Source organism: Fibrobacter sp. UWCM (genome assembly GCF_900129735.1).
In the GTDB taxonomy this organism is placed as follows: domain Bacteria; phylum Fibrobacterota; class Fibrobacteria; order Fibrobacterales; family Fibrobacteraceae; genus Fibrobacter.
Genome location: NZ_FQWR01000036.1, coordinates 1 through 16,500, shown reverse-complemented (window position 1 = coordinate 16,500; position 16,500 = coordinate 1). Strand labels below are relative to the sequence as shown.

Annotated in this window: 21 protein-coding genes; 5 read left to right on the top strand and 16 right to left on the bottom strand. The window is 48.8% G+C overall.

Annotated features, from left to right (window positions below):
• Positions 1-185: 185 nt before the first annotated feature.
• The 13 genes from BUB22_RS15240 to BUB22_RS15190 form a co-directional block, all read right to left on the bottom strand.
• Complete coding sequence (locus tag BUB22_RS15240; RefSeq protein WP_073116455.1) at positions 186-1,445, bottom strand: ATP-binding protein; 1,260 nt, start codon at positions 1,443-1,445, stop codon at positions 186-188.
• Positions 1,446-1,711: 266 nt separating this feature from the next.
• Positions 1,712-1,810 (bottom strand): LEPR-XLL domain-containing protein, encoded by a 99-nt coding sequence (locus BUB22_RS17380; RefSeq protein WP_083535586.1) that lies wholly within the window; start codon positions 1,808-1,810, stop codon positions 1,712-1,714.
• Positions 1,811-1,831: 21 nt separating this feature from the next.
• A complete protein-coding gene (locus BUB22_RS16150; RefSeq protein ID WP_083535585.1) occupies positions 1,832-2,983 on the bottom strand; it encodes an FISUMP domain-containing protein in 1,152 nt (383 codons plus the stop codon).
• Between the two features lie 67 nt (positions 2,984-3,050).
• Entirely contained in the window at positions 3,051-3,152 is a 102-nt protein-coding gene (locus BUB22_RS16505; RefSeq protein ID WP_109639834.1) for an LEPR-XLL domain-containing protein, read from the bottom strand.
• Between the two features lie 22 nt (positions 3,153-3,174).
• Positions 3,175-4,323, bottom strand: coding sequence for an FISUMP domain-containing protein (locus BUB22_RS16145; protein ID WP_139259047.1), 1,149 nt, complete (start codon positions 4,321-4,323; stop codon positions 3,175-3,177).
• Between the two features lie 84 nt (positions 4,324-4,407).
• Positions 4,408-5,499, bottom strand: coding sequence for a fibrobacter succinogenes major paralogous domain-containing protein (locus BUB22_RS16500; protein WP_139259046.1), 1,092 nt, complete (start codon positions 5,497-5,499; stop codon positions 4,408-4,410).
• 256 nt (positions 5,500-5,755) lie between these two features.
• The gene (locus BUB22_RS15215) at positions 5,756-7,120 is read right to left on the bottom strand and encodes an ATP-binding protein (RefSeq protein ID WP_073116448.1); all 1,365 of its coding nucleotides are present in this window, start codon (positions 7,118-7,120) and stop codon (positions 5,756-5,758) included.
• A 154-nt stretch (positions 7,121-7,274) separates the two neighbouring features.
• Complete coding sequence (locus BUB22_RS15210) at positions 7,275-7,676, bottom strand: hypothetical protein (protein WP_073116446.1); 402 nt, start codon at positions 7,674-7,676, stop codon at positions 7,275-7,277.
• Positions 7,677-7,766: 90 nt separating this feature from the next.
• Positions 7,767-8,192 (bottom strand): hypothetical protein, encoded by a 426-nt coding sequence (locus tag BUB22_RS15205; RefSeq protein ID WP_175547310.1) that lies wholly within the window; start codon positions 8,190-8,192, stop codon positions 7,767-7,769.
• A gap of 56 nt (positions 8,193-8,248) precedes the next feature.
• Positions 8,249-8,932, bottom strand: coding sequence for a DUF4405 domain-containing protein (locus BUB22_RS15200; RefSeq protein WP_073116442.1), 684 nt, complete (start codon positions 8,930-8,932; stop codon positions 8,249-8,251).
• Between the two features lie 15 nt (positions 8,933-8,947).
• On the bottom strand, positions 8,948-9,502 hold the full coding sequence (locus BUB22_RS17165; protein ID WP_254794771.1) for a flavodoxin: 555 nt from the start codon (positions 9,500-9,502) through the stop codon (positions 8,948-8,950).
• Positions 9,477-10,088, bottom strand: a complete 612-nt coding sequence (locus BUB22_RS17160; protein ID WP_254794770.1) for a formylglycine-generating enzyme family protein — start codon at positions 10,086-10,088, stop codon at positions 9,477-9,479. The genes BUB22_RS17165 and BUB22_RS17160 overlap by 26 nt, the downstream gene beginning before the upstream one ends.
• Entirely contained in the window at positions 10,088-11,305 is a 1,218-nt protein-coding gene (locus BUB22_RS15190; protein ID WP_073116440.1) for a carboxymuconolactone decarboxylase family protein, read from the bottom strand. Before BUB22_RS15190 ends, BUB22_RS17160 begins: the two co-directional genes overlap by 1 nt.
• Before the next feature lie 289 nt (positions 11,306-11,594).
• Between BUB22_RS15190 and BUB22_RS15185 the strand changes: the two genes are divergently transcribed.
• The 4 genes from BUB22_RS15185 (at position 11,595) to BUB22_RS15170 (ending at position 13,995) form a co-directional block, all read left to right on the top strand.
• On the top strand, positions 11,595-12,110 hold the full coding sequence (locus BUB22_RS15185) for a type IV toxin-antitoxin system AbiEi family antitoxin domain-containing protein (protein WP_254793998.1): 516 nt from the start codon (positions 11,595-11,597) through the stop codon (positions 12,108-12,110).
• Between the two features lie 2 nt (positions 12,111-12,112).
• Complete coding sequence (locus BUB22_RS15180) at positions 12,113-12,976, top strand: nucleotidyl transferase AbiEii/AbiGii toxin family protein (RefSeq protein WP_073116437.1); 864 nt, start codon at positions 12,113-12,115, stop codon at positions 12,974-12,976.
• 246 nt (positions 12,977-13,222) lie between these two features.
• Positions 13,223-13,390, top strand: a complete 168-nt coding sequence (locus tag BUB22_RS16810) for a hypothetical protein (RefSeq protein ID WP_173347696.1) — start codon at positions 13,223-13,225, stop codon at positions 13,388-13,390.
• Positions 13,390-13,995, top strand: a complete 606-nt coding sequence (locus tag BUB22_RS15170; RefSeq protein WP_073116434.1) for a GNAT family N-acetyltransferase — start codon at positions 13,390-13,392, stop codon at positions 13,993-13,995. Before BUB22_RS16810 ends, BUB22_RS15170 begins: the two co-directional genes overlap by 1 nt.
• A 9-nt stretch (positions 13,996-14,004) precedes the next feature.
• Here BUB22_RS15170 and BUB22_RS15165 read toward each other — a convergent pair whose 3' ends face one another.
• The 3 genes from BUB22_RS15165 to BUB22_RS15155 all read right to left on the bottom strand — a co-directional run bounded on the left by BUB22_RS15165 (position 14,005) and on the right by BUB22_RS15155 (position 15,604).
• Positions 14,005-14,517: a flavodoxin gene (locus BUB22_RS15165; protein WP_073116433.1), complete on the bottom strand. Its 513-nt coding sequence runs from the start codon at positions 14,515-14,517 to the stop codon at positions 14,005-14,007.
• A 378-nt stretch (positions 14,518-14,895) separates the two neighbouring features.
• On the bottom strand, positions 14,896-15,294 hold the full coding sequence (locus BUB22_RS15160; protein ID WP_072813037.1) for a HepT-like ribonuclease domain-containing protein: 399 nt from the start codon (positions 15,292-15,294) through the stop codon (positions 14,896-14,898).
• Between the two features lie 31 nt (positions 15,295-15,325).
• Positions 15,326-15,604 (bottom strand): nucleotidyltransferase family protein, encoded by a 279-nt coding sequence (locus tag BUB22_RS15155; protein WP_072813035.1) that lies wholly within the window; start codon positions 15,602-15,604, stop codon positions 15,326-15,328.
• 396 nt (positions 15,605-16,000) lie between these two features.
• On the opposite strand from BUB22_RS15155, the gene BUB22_RS15150 reads away from it, so the two are divergent.
• Positions 16,001-16,399 carry a hypothetical protein gene (locus BUB22_RS15150; protein WP_073116431.1) on the top strand — a complete coding sequence of 133 codons (399 nt, stop codon included), beginning with the start codon at positions 16,001-16,003 and terminating at the stop codon, positions 16,397-16,399.
• Positions 16,400-16,500 lie beyond the last annotated feature (101 nt).

Here is a 16,500-nt window from a genome sequence, read left to right as displayed (position 1 = left end):
AGTACGAAGGAATCAGAATCGTCGATGTCTCAAGATGGCTTCTTGGCATGGATTAGCCCCCAACGGATTAAGCCCTTCCTTGGGCGTTCCCCGGCCTGGGGCCGGGGCGGGTGCTGCTCGCCTCTCGTCACCCCGGACCTGATCCGGGGTCGGCTCATCGAGCCGCTTACAACAGAACAAGGGAATCAAGGTATTTCCCAAGGGCGGACATGCAAAATTCCGTTATTCGATGGCAGCCGGAACTCATCCAACGACACAACAAATTTTGGATAACTGTCCCTGATTTTTTCCAGCGGAGCGTATTCTCTTGCAATGGTCGACTCGCCGTCCATCTTATAGGCAGCCTGGATGTAAATGCGCGCGTCGTTCCTGATTGCGACAAAATCGACCTCGCTCCCATCCAATTCCCCGACATATACATCGTAGCCACGCCTGCGAAGTTCCAGATAAATGGCATTTTCAAAAAGATAACCCATTCCATACCCAAAACCCGCATACAGGTAATTGTGGAACGAAAAATCGTTCATGTAGTATTTGGCAGGACCGGACAGCGAATCCTTGCCACGAATGTTGAAGCGCGGACAGGAATGTATCAAGAAGGCGTTTTCCAAATACCCCGCATAGGTCGAGACAGTCTCGTAATTTGTTTTCCGCCCTTGCCCCTTAAGGCTCTTGACCACATTCGTGAAAGAAATCAAGTTCGAGGCATTATTCGAAAGAAAGACGAAAAGATCGTTCAGCAGGGTAGCGTCCTTGATTCTGTAACGCTGCACGACATCGCGAAGCATCACGGAATCCTTCAGACTCTCGACATAATTCCGTCGCATTTCCTCCGAATCAAGGTTGAACAATTCGGGCAGGGCCCCATGCTGGACATAATCCGTAAAAGACGACGCATCCTGCGGCTTGCCGGTCAACTCGCAAAACTCGTCAAAACTGTAGGGAAAAACTTCAAACCGGACATATCGGCCCGAAAGCATGGTCGAGAGTTCCCCGGAGAGAATATCCGAATTGGACCCGCTTATAAATACTTCGCAAGGCTCGGCAAAATCCTGCGAACGGGCGTTCACAAATCTTTCCCATCCATCGATATACTGGATTTCGTCAATGAAAAGATATGTCTTGCCTTGGGGCGAAAACCGGCTCCTGTAAGCGGCATAAAGGGACTGCAAGTCCTCTGCGGATTTTATGGCAGAAAATTCAAGGAATTCCTTGTTGATGTATAGGGTGTTCTCGGCGGGAACCCCGCCTGCAACGATTTGCGACAAGACCTGCCGCAAAACGAAACTCTTTCCGACACGACGCTGCCCGACAACGACCTTGACGAGGCTGTTCCCCACGCTTTTTAGGACTTTTTCCTGGTAAATATGCCGATTAAAGCCCAAAAACGGGCTATTTCCGCCCCACAGGTTATATTTGGATATGGAGTCAATAATTTCAACCATATCTTAAAATATATACAATTTTAGCAAAAATTTCAAACATATTTGAAATTTTTCCCTTGGGCGTTCCCCGGCCAGGGGCCGGGGCGGGTGCTGCTCGCCTTGCACGCAAGGCTCATCGAGCCTTGCGATGTGTCATCCTGAGCGGAACGCCGCAAGGCGTGAAGTCGAAGGATCTATCGCAAGTCTCGCCATCGCGTGGCGGTGCGACGCCCCCTAACGCGATTTCAGTGTGAAATGTGAAGTGTGAAATGTGGAATGTGGAATGATTATTCGACGGCAGCCATGAGTAGGCGCGGTTCAAGGGGTTCAATATTGAAATTTCTCTGCGAGTTTTTTTTGGAAGATTTCTTAGACTTGTTTTTCATCTTGGATGTCTTTGTTGAAATTTATTTTAATTTGACACAACGGACGGAAAGGGCGTTAAGTTTGGACTCCACAGAAAGCGCAGACCCGTCTGAATCACGCGAAATATTTTGACTACTAACCACGGTCCCATCATACAACTCTTTGGGATAGAACATAAAGAAGCTATCATCTATATATTCATATCTTTCTTGGTAGAAATACCTGCCCGACCCGGTAAGAGAAAGTCCGCTTTCATTGTTTCCTGTAAAATTATATTCAGAACGCAAGCCATAGACCCCGTATTCCGTACTGCTTCGGGCAACTTCAAAATCATGCCGCGTCATCAAACGCCAGCCTTTTGGACAAATTCCCTGGTGGTTTGGCTGTATAAGGTCGGCACAACTCTTGGTATTGCAACTATCGTTGAAACCCATCATCTCTGCCCACTGGTAAAGGCCGCCGTAACGGTCGCACTTGGTGGTGTCGTCGTTGTAGCAGTAGCGTTCGATTTTCGTGTCGTCGGTCATGTTTTCGCCAGCCTTCAAGGTGACATCGGCGATATTCAAGTTCTGTGCCATAACGTCTATGGTATCCTTGACACCATCTTCATCTTTGCCCATGATTGTCAGGTAATAATAGACACGGTCATTGCGCGAGTCAGTAAATGTCTTGTAGCGCTCTTCCTTAAACTTTTTCAAAGGCAGGGTTTGATCGAACGGTTCATAGGGCCCAGAACTGGAACTTTCCGTAGGCACATAAAGCACATATCGTCCATCCACACACAAATATATTTTTCCCGTATTTCCATCTGAAAGTATGCCTTCACAGGGCAACCCAACATAGTCGGTTATTTCACTCGAAGACGAACTGGACGTATCCTTCTTGCTGCTAGAAGAATCTCCTGACTTTATGGAACTGGAGCTCTTGGAGTCGGACGAGTTCTTTGTTTCTTTTGTGGAACTGCTAGACTTATTCTCACTACTCGATGACTTGTCTTTGGTTTCGTTACTAGACCCATTCGACTCCGCTGACGCTCCGCTCAGGGTGACACTCGAATCAGACGACTCTACCGATGAACTGGAAACACCGGTTTCGTCGGAACTTGCCGACGACGAATCGTCGCAGGCGGTCAGGGCGAAGAATGCCGCGAGCACCGCCACCCACAAGAAACCAAGACCCTTGACACACTTCATACCATTATCTCCTGTAAAAATTTTCACCACCCACAAACCAAGCAATGTGAAATATGGAATGTGGAATTTATACCGCAAAATCCATCATCAGGCGAGGTTCAAGAGCCTCAATACGGTAGTTGTTCTTGGTGGACTTCTTGACAGATTTCTTTATTTTTTTCATGTTCATTTTGTAATCTTACTTATAAATTTTATTTTGACTTAACACAACGGACGGAGACTCCATATGACTTATCATTTACACCCAAGCCAGCAAAAGCTGTTTGATGGATAGACGTATAGCTCGACCTTACCCTTGTAACATTAGTTTCATGTTCTAAGGGATACATCCAATAGGTCCCGTCATCTATATCTTTAAAAGATCCATCATTCTTTCTATACCCTGCGCCCACAAGGCTATACCCAGTGGTGTTGTAACCGCCGAAGCCGAAGGTGGAACGGACTCCCTTGATGCCATCGTTGTTGCCGTTGGAATTGAGAATGACAACGAAATCATCGTAGGTGAGCAGGCGCCAGTCGTCGGGACAGATACCTTGGTGGTTTGGCTTTATACTGTCGGCACAGCTCTTGGTATTGCATTCGCTGGGCAATTTCATCATCTCCGCCCACTGGTAGAGACCGCCATAGCGGTCACAGTTGATGGTGTCGTTGTCATAACAATAGCGTTCTACCTTCGAATCGTCAGCCTGGTCCTTGTCGCCGGCGACCATCTCTCCAATATTCAGGTTCTCAGCCATGGCAGTGACCGTCGCCGAGTCGCCTTGCCTGTTTACACCCTTGAACTCCATGTAATAGTAACTGCGTCCGTTGCGCGAATCAGTAAATGTCTTATAAACGCCCTCTTGCCCTATACTTCCAAGTGTCTGGGAATGATCAAACGGCACATATTCGCTGCTGCTCGAAGCAACTGACGAAGAAGATTGTTTCACTGAAGAACTGGACGACTTTACGGAAGAACTACTTTGCTTATTGCTAGATGACGAGTTCACCGACGAACTGGACTTATCCTTGTTACTACTAGAAGAATCACTAGTCTTTACAGAACTGGAACTCTTGGAGTCGGACGAGTCCTTTGTTTCTTTTGCGGAACTACTGGACACTTCGGCGGGCTCGGAACCCTTGACACTACTGGAAGACTTGTTTTTTTCCGTAGATTCATTTCCCGACGACTTCTTGTCAACAGAAGATGACGACTCATCCAAATCAGAAGTTTCTACCGATGAACTGGAAGTACCGGTTTCGTCGGGACTAGCCGACGAAGAGTCATCGCAAGCGGAAAGGGCGAAGAATGCCGCGAGCACCGCCACCCACAAGAAACCAAGACCCTTGACACACTTCATACCATTATCTCCTGTAAAAATTTTCACCACCCACAAACCAAGCAATGTGAAATATGGAATGTGGAATGATTGTTTATCGGCGGGTTACTCAGAGTCCTTGACGCAACGGACAGAAAAGCCCATGTATTTGTAATTGCCTACTTCGTCCCGGCTCACAACGTTATTGGAGAACAAGCGCACGCCATACACAGTATCGAAATCGTACATGACAGAACTCCAGAAGAACGCCATCTTGCCAACGTTATCGAAGGAGCCTCCTCTGCCATAAAGACCTGCCGGCAACGCGGAAAAACCGAAGTCATCATCACCGTTACGGTCGCTAAGCCACCCGCTCAGGGACTTGAACTTATTCCCTACCGCCGTGGAACCATCGCTCACCGCCGTGAACAGAGTATCCCATTCGCTTTTTTGCGGCAAGTGCCAGCCGCTAGGACAAATTCCTTTGACAATACCATTCAGGGCAGAACAGAGATGGCCATAACCACAATCTTGCGGATTGACCGCATCGGTCGCGAGTTTCACCGAGTCGATGGCCGCCGCCCAAGTATATAGACGGCCGTACTTGGCACAGTTGGCAGGGTCGTTGTCGTAGCACCAGCTAGTAGAATCGGAGATGTAAACATTACCGTAATAGGAAAAGTTATAGGGAACATCGATGTAGGCATAATTCAGGTTCTGTGCCATCCAAACCTGATCTCCGATTTTAACCGTCTTATAGACTTGTCCATCGCGTTCATCGGTAAACTCGCCATAATCGATGTCCGGATTCAAGTAATCCCAGGCGGTTTTCATTTCTTCGCTAGACGAAGACACCTCCTTGCCCGCAGAGCTGCTTGACTTTGCGTCATTTCCAGATGTATTCGAATTGCTGGACTTGGTCGATGTTCCTGCCGAAGAAGGATTGTCCTTGCTGTCGCTGGAGTCGTCGGTCACTTCGGCGGGATCGTTGGACTTGCCACTACTGGAGATTGCTTCGTCCTTATCGTTGGAACGAGAATCACAGGATTCTTCGCGGCTATCGCCGCTCAGAATGACGTTATTGTCATCGTCACCCGCCGACGACGAGTCATCGCAGGCGGAAAGGGCAAAGAATGCCGCCAACAAGAAGATGGTTAGAGAATGCTTCCCCTGAAACAAGTTCAGGGTCGCAATGACACGCTGGAAAGACTTCTTCATAAAAACATCCCCGTCTATAGTTTATCCTATTAAATATAGGTAATGCCCCTGCCAAAGTCCATACCCCCCCCCATTGTAAAATTTAGGAAACAAAAGTCCAGAATAACGCAGAAAAACAACTTTTTTCAAGGTTTTCCGTCAAAAATTTCCTATATGACTCAACTTGGGACATATAGGAGTCATAACTTGCCAAATGTAGGCATTTTATGGTAGATTTGGGCAAAATAAATTATTCAGCAGAAAAATAATTTTCCTACTAAATAATTTTAAGGACATCTTCCGGCAAAAAGACAATTCCATCCGTCTTGTCGCGAGGTCTTTCTTTCAAAAAAAGAACCGGGACGATTTTTTTATACTTGTGGACGAACGGCAATTTCTGGACCTGTTCATTCAGATGAGCAAACAGGCGCCCCGCATTTTCGCCATTCGTCCATTTGCATTCCCCGACAAGTAGCGTTTTCTTGTCCATGCTTTCGGCAACGACATCGATTTCAATCCGTTCCGTTTTGCCGACATTGCCCCACCACCTGGAAGCAACGTTGAACACCTCGCCACCGACAACCTGCCCGCTAACAGCCTGCCGGCAAAGGCGTTCCCAGCAAAATCCTTCAAATTCAGGGAAATGCTGTTGGACAATTTCTTCCACGTAATCAATACGCCCCAGTTCCAACAGCGAACGATACGGGCTAATAAACCGGTAATAGAAATTAATGAACGGGTCGGACAAGTGGTAAATACCGTGCTTGCTATTTTTTGGATTTTCACCGAAAGGGATTTCCCGATCAACAAGCTGCATGGTCACGAGCCTTTTTAAAGGGGCGCTCAAAGTCGCCGCATTCTTTTCGGCACGCGCCGCAATCTCCGAAATTCGGTTCGCGCCGTTCCCGATGATTCCAAGAAGCGTGGACGCCTGCACCAGGTCGCGCATGTCGTCGCGCAAAATATGCACAGGCTCGTCGTGAAGGACGCCCAAGGGAGAGAGGGCCAAATCCCTCAGGGCCGACATGAAACTCCGATACCGTTCACGCAATTCCCAATATCGGGGCACTCCGCCCCAAACGGCATATTCAGAAACTGCCTCCTTTGCCGAAATTTTCAAAGCAGAAGGCAAGTAAGAAACCGGAATAGGCTTCAACCGGAGGATTTCATGGGCACGCCCATACAATGGCGATTTTTCGTCAAGAGCGACATCGAACATCATCTGTTGCGACGAGCCGCAAATCACCAGGTTGAAGTTCAAGGACTTTTCGTCCAGCAGTTTCTGCAGTGTAGAGGGCAACATCTCGCAGGATTTCACAAGATACGGGAACTCGTCCAGGCAGAGCGTAGAACCCTTCGCGCACCTGTAGTTGAAGGCCCTGAAAAGCGACTCCCAGTCGGGGTAAGCAACGGAATCGAAACCCTCATACCGGACAGCAATCGCCATGGCCAGGAAACGCCGCTGGGCGGATTCTTCCGAACGGTCCGCCATAAAATAGATATCGTTTTCCTTCAAGACGCGCTTTAACAAGGTGGACTTGCCCAACCTGCGACGGCCATAGACAACGACAAAAGACGCCCCCTTCCGGGAGAGTTCCGCCTTCAGCCTTTTCGATTCTTCTTCACGATCTAGGAATTCCATACCCCTAATATAACAAATTATTTAGCAGAAAAATAATTTTCCTACTAAATAATTTTCGAAATTTAGCCATTTATTGGGCGTCCCCCGCCCCCTAACGCGTTGTCAACGAGGCCCCCCCCCCGTTTCCGAGGGGGCCTTTTGACGATATGTCCGTTTATTTCACGAAAACGGCGAGAAGTTTATGCGCCTCGTCGCCTTCGACAAAACGGATTTCACCTACGGTATGGTACTCGAATCCCGAGAATTGCTGCAGGTGCAGTGCCGCAAATTCGCGGTCCTGCGAATAGCAGAGATTCAGGCGGAAGTTCCCGTTGTCGCCCGTTTTCGGATGGCCATTTTTTTGAACGACCGCATCCAGGGCGCTTGGAGAAGCCTCGACAATTTCCTTGACCTTTTGTCCCTCCGTAGGGCTGTAATCCAGGCAAGTTCCCACTACGGGTGAATTCGTCCTGGTGTAGGTGACGTTGGTTTTGAAACCGAAAAACTTCTTTTCGGTCTTGATATAGGGCTTGTTGAAGAGGGCGTTAGCCATCTCCATCTTGGAAATGTTTTCCATGTTCTTTCTCTTTTTTAAAATGAATGATGTCGCGCACCCGGTAAGGGCCGCGGCCATTTACTAGTGTTTAAGGCTTGGAGAAAGAACTTGCTAACAGAGCATTCGCTCTAGCGTATAAACGTAATACTCTTTTGATTTCTGATAAACTAGCGGCAAAGGAAAGCCGCATTGGGCGCAAACAGTTGGCCGCGCGATCTTAGTCGGAAATGGAATAGCCTGCTTGAACGTTGCCGAACTGCGTCCGCCGACTCCTTGAAGGCCGTTGCCGCGCGATGCACGCAAGGACACCTGCTGGCCCGACCTGCGTGTAAACTGCATGGCCTCGGCTGTCGATTCCCGCAACAGGAACAGCGGACTTTCGGCATGCACATTGTCGGCGGAGACCTTGCCATATTCCGAAGCCCGCCCCATTTCGGTTCCGTAATCGTAAACAAAAGAACCCTCGACAACGGCAGCAAGAATCGCGAACAACGCGACCGCAATCATCGAAGAAACATTTTGTTTAACGGACCTCATCGCTGAATAAGATAGAATTTTTTTTGCGGCTATCCCGAAAGCCATTTGCGTTTTGCTTATTTTATCCGGGATTGTCGGGTTGAAATTATTGCATTAAAAAGATGCACCGCAACGGCAAACAGCACGACGATGGCGATATAGTCCGCGAAAAATAGTGCGTAACCGCGTTCCGCATCAAAGAAGAAAAACGGCTGTTGCAGGAACATGTATTTCCAGAGCCCGCGAATTACGAAGGCGTAAATTCCGTAGCCTGCCACAAGAATTGCAACCACGCGGGTTGCGATAAGCGCCGCCTTTGACTTGAACGCACCCGCAAGCCCCAAGCGGTTTGCAATCAGGCTCACATGCAGCCCGATGTGGAGCGACATGAACACGTAATACCAGTGGCTTGCAAGCAGGTGCGCCGTGCGGGCGAAACTTGCACCCGATTCAATCCCGAGCCAAGCGAACACGTGGTTCGAAAGCATGATGCCACTCACCATCAGGAAAATCGCGCACAAAAGAATCCCGCAATTCACAACCGCCTGCAAGAAGCGGAATACGTTGTAGCGGCCCTTGAACAGCGAAAGAAAAAAGCGCCGGTTCAGCGTGATATGCACCGCCCACAGAACAAGCAACACCACGCCCAGAATCTCGTGAATGGCAGTCGATTCAAAGAAATAATTGCCGCCCATCAGCACGAGCGTCGCGACCGTCATCGCGATATCAAGCATCATACGGATTTTAGCGGAAATCGGCATATCAAGGAATATACATTATTTCGTCTTCACGCCGTTTTTCTCAAGCCACTTGGCCACATCTTTCGAGAGGCTCGAACCGCCGGAGTAATGCACCGAAAGGCCTTCGCCGATCTTTGCGTTGGGCGCAAGTTTCGCAATCGCAGTAATGCTCTGGCCAAAGCGCCCGCCACCGTGGGAGCAGAACGGCAGAATCCGCTTGCCCGCAAAGTCGTAACTTTCGAGCAAAGTCGCGATAGGCATCGGGATACTCGCCCACCAGTTGGGGTAACCGATGATAATCGTTTCGTAGTCGACCCACTTCTTTGCGTCGGGCTTTTTCTTGAGGGCGGGGCGCGCCTGTTTGTGCTGGTCGTTCTGCGCCTGCTTCAAGACGGTGTTGTAGTCGTCGGAATAGGGTTTCACCAGTTCAAGTTCCACCATGTCGAAACCGGTCTGCTTCTTGATTTCGCGGGCCACACCGCGGGTATTCCCGCTCCAGGAATAGAAAACGATTAGCGCGCGGGAAGCCCCTTTCGGGTTCAACGCCGCTTGTGCCTTTTCGCCCTTAAAGCCCGCCGTTTCCTGGGTCACAAATGTTCCCTTGACGCCTGCACCCGCATTCAAGGACCTCGTCGTTGAAATAGTTCTGTTCGATTTGATACGGATAATGCCCGTAAAAATTCACGTCGTCGGCACCGGGAGCCTTCTTTGTGTAGAACGGCGTGGTCGTGCCGCCCCGGGCCGCGTATTCCCATTCCGCTTCGGTGGGGAGCCTGTAGCCGTTCGCCTCGCGATTCCACGATACAGTCTTTCCGTCATCGCTAATTTCGTAAACGGGCTTGCGTTTCTCGCGTTCACTTAACTTGTTGCAAAAACGGACCGCATCGAGCCATGTCACATTTTCTACGGGCAAGTTGTCACCCTTGAAACTGGAGGGATTTTCGCCCATCACCTCGCGATAAATTTTCTGCGTTACTTCGAACTTCGCAATTTGAAAATCCGAAACCGTCACCTTGTGGAGTGTTTCGTCGGCACTTCGCCAGTCCTCGTTTGCGGGGCTCCCCATGTTGAAAGTCCCGCCCTTGATAAGCACGAAGCCATCGGGCGCAGGTGCCGCCGCAAAAGATCCTGCCGTCATAAGGCCAATAAATGCGCAAGCGAGAATTCTGGCAAACATTATTTCAACTTCCCGTAGTCTTCGTCGCTCACGGGCTCAAGCCATTCGTTGCTACCGCCTTCACCAGGGACTTCAATCGCCAAATGCTGGAACCAGGAATCCGGAGCCGCCCCGTGCCAATGCTTGACACCAGCCGGAATGTTCACCACGTCGCCGGGCTTCAGTTCCACCGCCGGCTTGCCCCATTCCTGATAGTAACCGCGGCCCGCTGTAGCAATGAGAATCTGGCCACCGCCCTTCTTTGCATGATGGATATGCCAGTTGTTGCGGCACGCCGGTTCAAAAGTCACATTCCCGACGCCCACCTGTTCCTTGCTGATCATGTCGAGATAACTCTTGCCCACGAAATACTTGGCATAGGCGTCGTTCGGCTTACCCACCGGAAACACGCTCCAGTCCTTGCCCGGCATAGTTTTTGCGGCAGCACCCGCCGCGTCCGCCGCGACCTTCGCCTCAGCCACCGCTTCCTTGAGCAGTCGCAACGCATTCAGCGTGCGCGGGTAACCGCAATACGGCAGGCAGTTGTAAATCGCCTGTTCCACGTATTCAGCCGTGCGAATCTTGAGGTTCGCGCCGATATGCGCCTTGAGCTGCGGCTCCGTTCCCAGGTTCACGAGAATCGCCATCGTCAGGAGTTCGCGGGTATTCAGGTCGAGCCCCTTGCGGGTGTAGTAATCGCCAAAGCAGTTGCTCGCAAGGAAGTAGTTGATAGTCGGCATCCCGTCCTTTCCGTTTTTCGCCATGTCGCGGAATGTCTGGCCGAACAGCGTTCCCTGCGCGTCTGCACCCGCCTCCAGGCGGGACTGCGCCGTCACCGTCGCACGGTTTTCGTCCACCTTCACATTCTTCGCCTTGAACACGCTGCGGGCAATTTCAACCGCATCCACCGTCCGCGGGAACCCGGTGTAGGGAGCGCACTGGTAAATCGCCTCGAGAATTTCTTCGGGAGCAAGCCCCTGCGCAAGCGCCGTCGCCACTTCTTCTTGCAAAAGTGCACCCGACTGCTGCGTCACAAGCGACACCAGGCGAATCAACTCCACCTCGCGCTTTTCCACAAGCGGAGTCGCCGCCGGAACCTCGTTCTGCGTGAAGTTGTCCATCACGGCACGCAGTTCCTTGTCCTGCGAAAGCGCCTTTGCCTCGCCCTGCGGGCAGCAGTCACACGCGGCAAGCACCGCACCCATACCAAGCATCGTCATAATCGTCCCTAGTTTCATGGTTTATTCCTTTTTTCTACGCCTTTAATATAAATAATTACGCAAACCCCGCAAAATACCAATTTTTCATGCTCAGTATGCGTGAAACGCATAGTGAAAAATCGTTTCAACCATCGTCCACCCCAAATACGTCTGTATGTCATAAGAGAAGCGTAAAAAACGTATTTTTCAAAAAATCACTTGATTTTCTCCAGTTAATATATTATTTTTATAGTTATTGGAGGAAATCGTGATAAGAGCCGTATCAGAAATTCTTTCAGACCTTGGTCAAAAATACAGGCAGCCCCAAATGAAGTTGCGCCAAATGACCCTGCGCGGCGAAATAACGCAAGTTATCCGCGGGCTGTACGAGACCGACAAGAACACCCCGGGCGAAGCCCTTGCAGGGGCGATTTACGGCCCATCGTATCTTTCCTTCGATTACGCTCTTTCGAGGCACGGGCTCATTCCCGAAGCCGTTCATCTCTTTACTTCCGCATCGTTCAAGAAGAACAAGACCAAACTGTACAAGACACCCTTCGGCGAGTTTTCGTATTCCGATGTCCCGCCCGACGTCTTTCCGCACGGAGTCAACATCGAAAACGCAGAAGACAGGCCCTACGCAATGGCCACCTGTGAAAAGGCCCTTTGCGACAAACTCTACAAGGAGCACCCGATTGCAGGCAAGCGCGCCATGGAAACGTTCCTGTTCGAAAACCTGCGCATCGAAGTCGGTGATTTTCGGAACCTGGATTTTGACTTCATCGAAAAGGTTGCCCCCCTGTACAGAAAGAAGAATCTACAAATTCTATCCAAGATGAGGTAGGCATGGCTCACGTACTTGATTCAATGCTTGCGAAATATAATTGCAAAAACGTTTCGGACTACAGGAACGCCCTCAAGGAAATTTCGCAGGAAGTCGCCCTGTGCGGACTTTCACGTGGAGGGTTCTTCGACAAGGCTGCCTTCTATGGCGGCACGGCGCTCCGCATATTCTATGGGCTGGACCGTTTTTCGGAGGACCTGGACTTTTCGTTGATCAAGCCAGACGAAGGTTTCGAGCTTTCACGTTATTTTGGCGTGCTTGAAGAAGAACTCTACTCTGTCGGCCTGGAGATGTCAGTCGAAGCGAAAAGCAAGCCGCACGGATCTCCGGTGCAGTCGGCCTTTCTCAAGGGCAACACGCTCAAGCACTTGCTTAAAATTGTTCCCGCAAAGCACTCTCCCTTGTCCGTTCCCGGGAACGAAATCCTGAAAATCAAATTCGAGGTGGACACGAATCCGCCAGAGTCAGCCACCTACGAAAGCAAGTATCGGCTGCTGCCATCGCCTTTCATGGTCCGCCTCTACGACAAGCCCTCGCTTTTTGCGGGCAAACTCCACGCATTACTTTGTCGCGGATGGAAAAGCAGGGTCAAGGGTCGCGATTTCTACGACTTTGTATGGTATATCTCGCAGAACACGGGCGTAAACTTGCCGCACCTGCAAAAAAGAATGGAACAGACCGGGCACTGGAAAAGTGCGGACACCTTGACTTTTGATGGACTCAAGGATCTACTAAAGGAACGTTTCCACTCCGTCGATTTCGAGGAGGCGAAAAGGGATGTCCGCCCGTTCATTGCCGACAGCGACAAACTGAATCTCTGGAGCGAGAACTTTTTCTGCGCCATCACCGAAGAGTGGAAACAATAAGCCAGTTCCACCCATAAGGCGCAAGCCTACTTCACCCACTTGTCGACTTCTTTCTGGGCCTTTATAAAAAACTCGTTTCTTTTTCATTTTGTCATTTTGTGACACGCTAAAAATATATTTTTGCTCTAGCATGGTCAAAAGGCTTCTTTTTCTTCAAATAAACCTTTTGGCCCAAGCTTCACCACTTGCACCAGCACGAGGAAAAATGTATATTGACTATAGTTCAATTCAACAATGGAGGTCATCATGGCACTAGCAATCGCATCGGTACCGATACTGACCGGCGAAGCGTCGGACAGGTTTGACCTCATGATGGAAGAAAGCGAAAAGCGTCGCGGTTCCATCGATTTTTCCAAGCAAATTGAACAGGCCAGGGACATTCTCTCCAAGGCCGACTTTAGAGAATATAAGTAATGAATTTTCTCCAACAGAATTGCCGCTTTGGGTTCTACACTCAAGGCAAGGCCGCCCTATGCAAATCATTCAAGTGCGGGGACAACGACTTGGACGATTTCTTCACAAAAGACGCATTTTTGCAGAGCGAAGAGTTGCTTTGCAAGAACTATTGTTTCTCCCTTGCTGAAGACCCTACCCAACTAGTGGCGGTTTTTACGCTCTCCAATGACAGCATCAAGAAAATTCCCGGATCTCGCAAAAGAAAGATTGAGAAGAACATCCCCCGCGAAAAGATATACAGCAGTTATCCGGCAGTCATGATAGGCAGACTCGGCATAAGCCTTGATTTTCAGAGCAAACATCTAGGGAGCGACGTCTTGAGTTTTATAAAGGCATGGTTCGTCGATCCGCTTAACAAGACCGGTTGCCGTTTTCTGCTAGTAGATTCCTACAACAAGGAACGAAATCTCAAGTTTTACCAGAACAACGAGTTCAAGTTCCTGTTCAGCACCGAAGAACAGGAGCGCGAATTCCGTTGCCTCGGTCCTGACAGGCCATTGAACAGCCGTCTGATGTATTTCGACTTGATTGAATTGAAGAAGAGGACCAGCAATCCTAAGTAAGGCGCAAGCCTACTTTACCCACTTGTCAACTTCTTTCTGGGCCTTGTCGCGTTCGTTCTGGGCCACGTGTCCGTAGATGGCGAGGCCGGGGGTCACGTTCGCGCCGGTCACCTTCTTGAGGCGGGCTACACCCGAAAGGCCGCTGCCTTCGTGAGTCACGAACGGGTGAATCGTCTTGCCCTTCAGGTTATACTTCTCGAAGAAAGTGAACATGGGCATGGGCATCTCGCCCCACCACACCGGGTAACCGACGTAAATCTCGTCGAATTCTTCGGGGTTCACGTTCACCGGCTTGATGGCCGGGCGCGCGTCCTGCGCAAGTTCCTTCTTGGCCACGTTGATGCAGTCGTCGTAGCCCCTGGGGTATTCCTTCGCGGGTTCCACGTGCAAGAGCGTGCCGCCCGTCTTTTTCGCGATCATCTCGGCAATGATTTCGGTATTGCCCTTGGAAATGTTCCCGACGGTGTAGTTTTCATCGGCACGGGAATAGTAAACGACGAGGATTTTCTTTTCTGCTGCCATAGAGACTCCTAGAAGAAGTGATAAAAGAATCAAGGTGATTTTTTTCATGGGATCCGCCTTTTTCGTTAAAAATTTCTTTGAACCGGTTGCCTTTAATATAAATAATTTCAGGACGGCCGCGTAATGCGTAATTTTTATGCCCACTATGCGTGTGGCGCATAGTGAGCAAACGATCGGCGGCAATGAAGGTCTTTAGTCACCGGGATTCCAGTCCTTGAAATGCTGAATTTCAGCGAGGGTCGAGGTAAAGAAGCGCTTTTCCTTGTCGAGGCCGCGAATCTTTTTCATGTCATCTTCGGAAAGCTTGAAGTTAGTTTGCGAACAGGGAGTAAAAAGCTGGGCGTTCCCCAGTCAAGGGCCAGGTCGGTACGACAGCTCTTAAATTACACTGAAATCAATGAACTTGTAAAAGCCCGCGTTTTTCGCTGCTTCAAATTCACCTTCGTCAAAGGACTTGTTTGCTAGACCTTCCCGAATGATTTTGATAAAGGTTTCCTTTAGCGGATCAAGATCGTTCTTTATAGTGTTGTAAACAACAAACGAGTCGAGTCCTGCATAATCGTGAACAATCCTGTTGCGCATACCGCGAATTGCCTGAATGTTTTCGCTTGCGATTCCCGCTTTGGCGGCGTCCGAGAGTTTATTGATGGATTCGCCTATGTTTGCTAGCAAGGTCAGACACGCATTGAATACCATCTGGTCTTCTTTCTCAAGAAGTTCTTCGGTGGAATGAATATCCCGTGTATATTTTTGAATTTTCAACAGGGATTCGAGCATTCCCAATAAGTGGAAAAGGTCGTTCCTGGGGTCATTCGACACGGATGGACTCCTTGCTTGCTCGATACAGGATAATGGGGTTTGCGAACTTCTCTATGACGACATCCACGGACTTGCCAGTTTTTTCGGAAAGTTCCTTTCGCAAGGATAACAGGTCATTGTAGTCCTGGAAATCACGGACTAGCAGGTCTATGTCGTTGGGAGTTGCTGTTCGAACAGACGAACCGAAAACAAAGACATCCTTCAGGCGATACTTCGCAAGAAGTTTGTTTTCACGGAATATCCGTAATATGTTTTCGGCGAACACCATAGTTTTCCCTTATTATTACATTTCCAATATACATTTTTCTGTCCGTTTGCGCAACAAGACTAGTGTGACTTAGGACTGATATGCCAAAGCGGAAGTAATGAGAAAAGAAATAAATCAGTGAATGTGGCTGGAGCCCTTGATTTTATTGGGTTTTCTTTTCTCATTTAACCCGAAAAATGTGTGTTTTTTGATTTTGCCGTTTTTTCGCTATTTTCGCGGTTTCTTCATTTTGCGGAAAAAGATGTTTCACTTTTCGTGAGACATTTTTTTTGTGAATTGGCGTTTTTAAGCCGTTAAAGGCGTTTTGAATTTTTATTGAAAATTGGGGTGCGGACATTTGGTGCGGACATGTTTTTGAGGCTTGTCGCATTTCGTGAGATAAAGTATATTTAAAATATGATAGATGAATTCGTAGAATGTAAATTTGCCGAAAAGGCTGAATCTGATGATTTAAGCATTATTGAAATTCTTGGAAATACATTCAATGGAGTAGCAGCTGGAAAGGCTTATTCTCCAGATCTTATGTCGTATTCAGAAGATGTAATGAAAAATAAATTTCGACAAATGATTTATGGTCAGGATATAGCTAGTAATCTATCTAAAGAAGAATTGAAGGAATACTCGGAAAAATTCATCGGTTTAATTATTGCATCTACATTTGGTGATAAGGTGATTTTAACAGAAGAAGAATTCAAGTTTTTCAAGAAATATGCTGGTATGACTCCGAAACAATTTATTGAGAGCACCAATCGCAGAATTGACAAATTGAATGTAAGTATTGAATTGAAACTATAAAAAAAGTGGACCATGCAGGAGTTTAATAAGAGGGTAGCATAAGCTACTATATTCATTGCGCAACCCCAAAAAGGTAAAACAATGGCAAAAGTCAACTACAA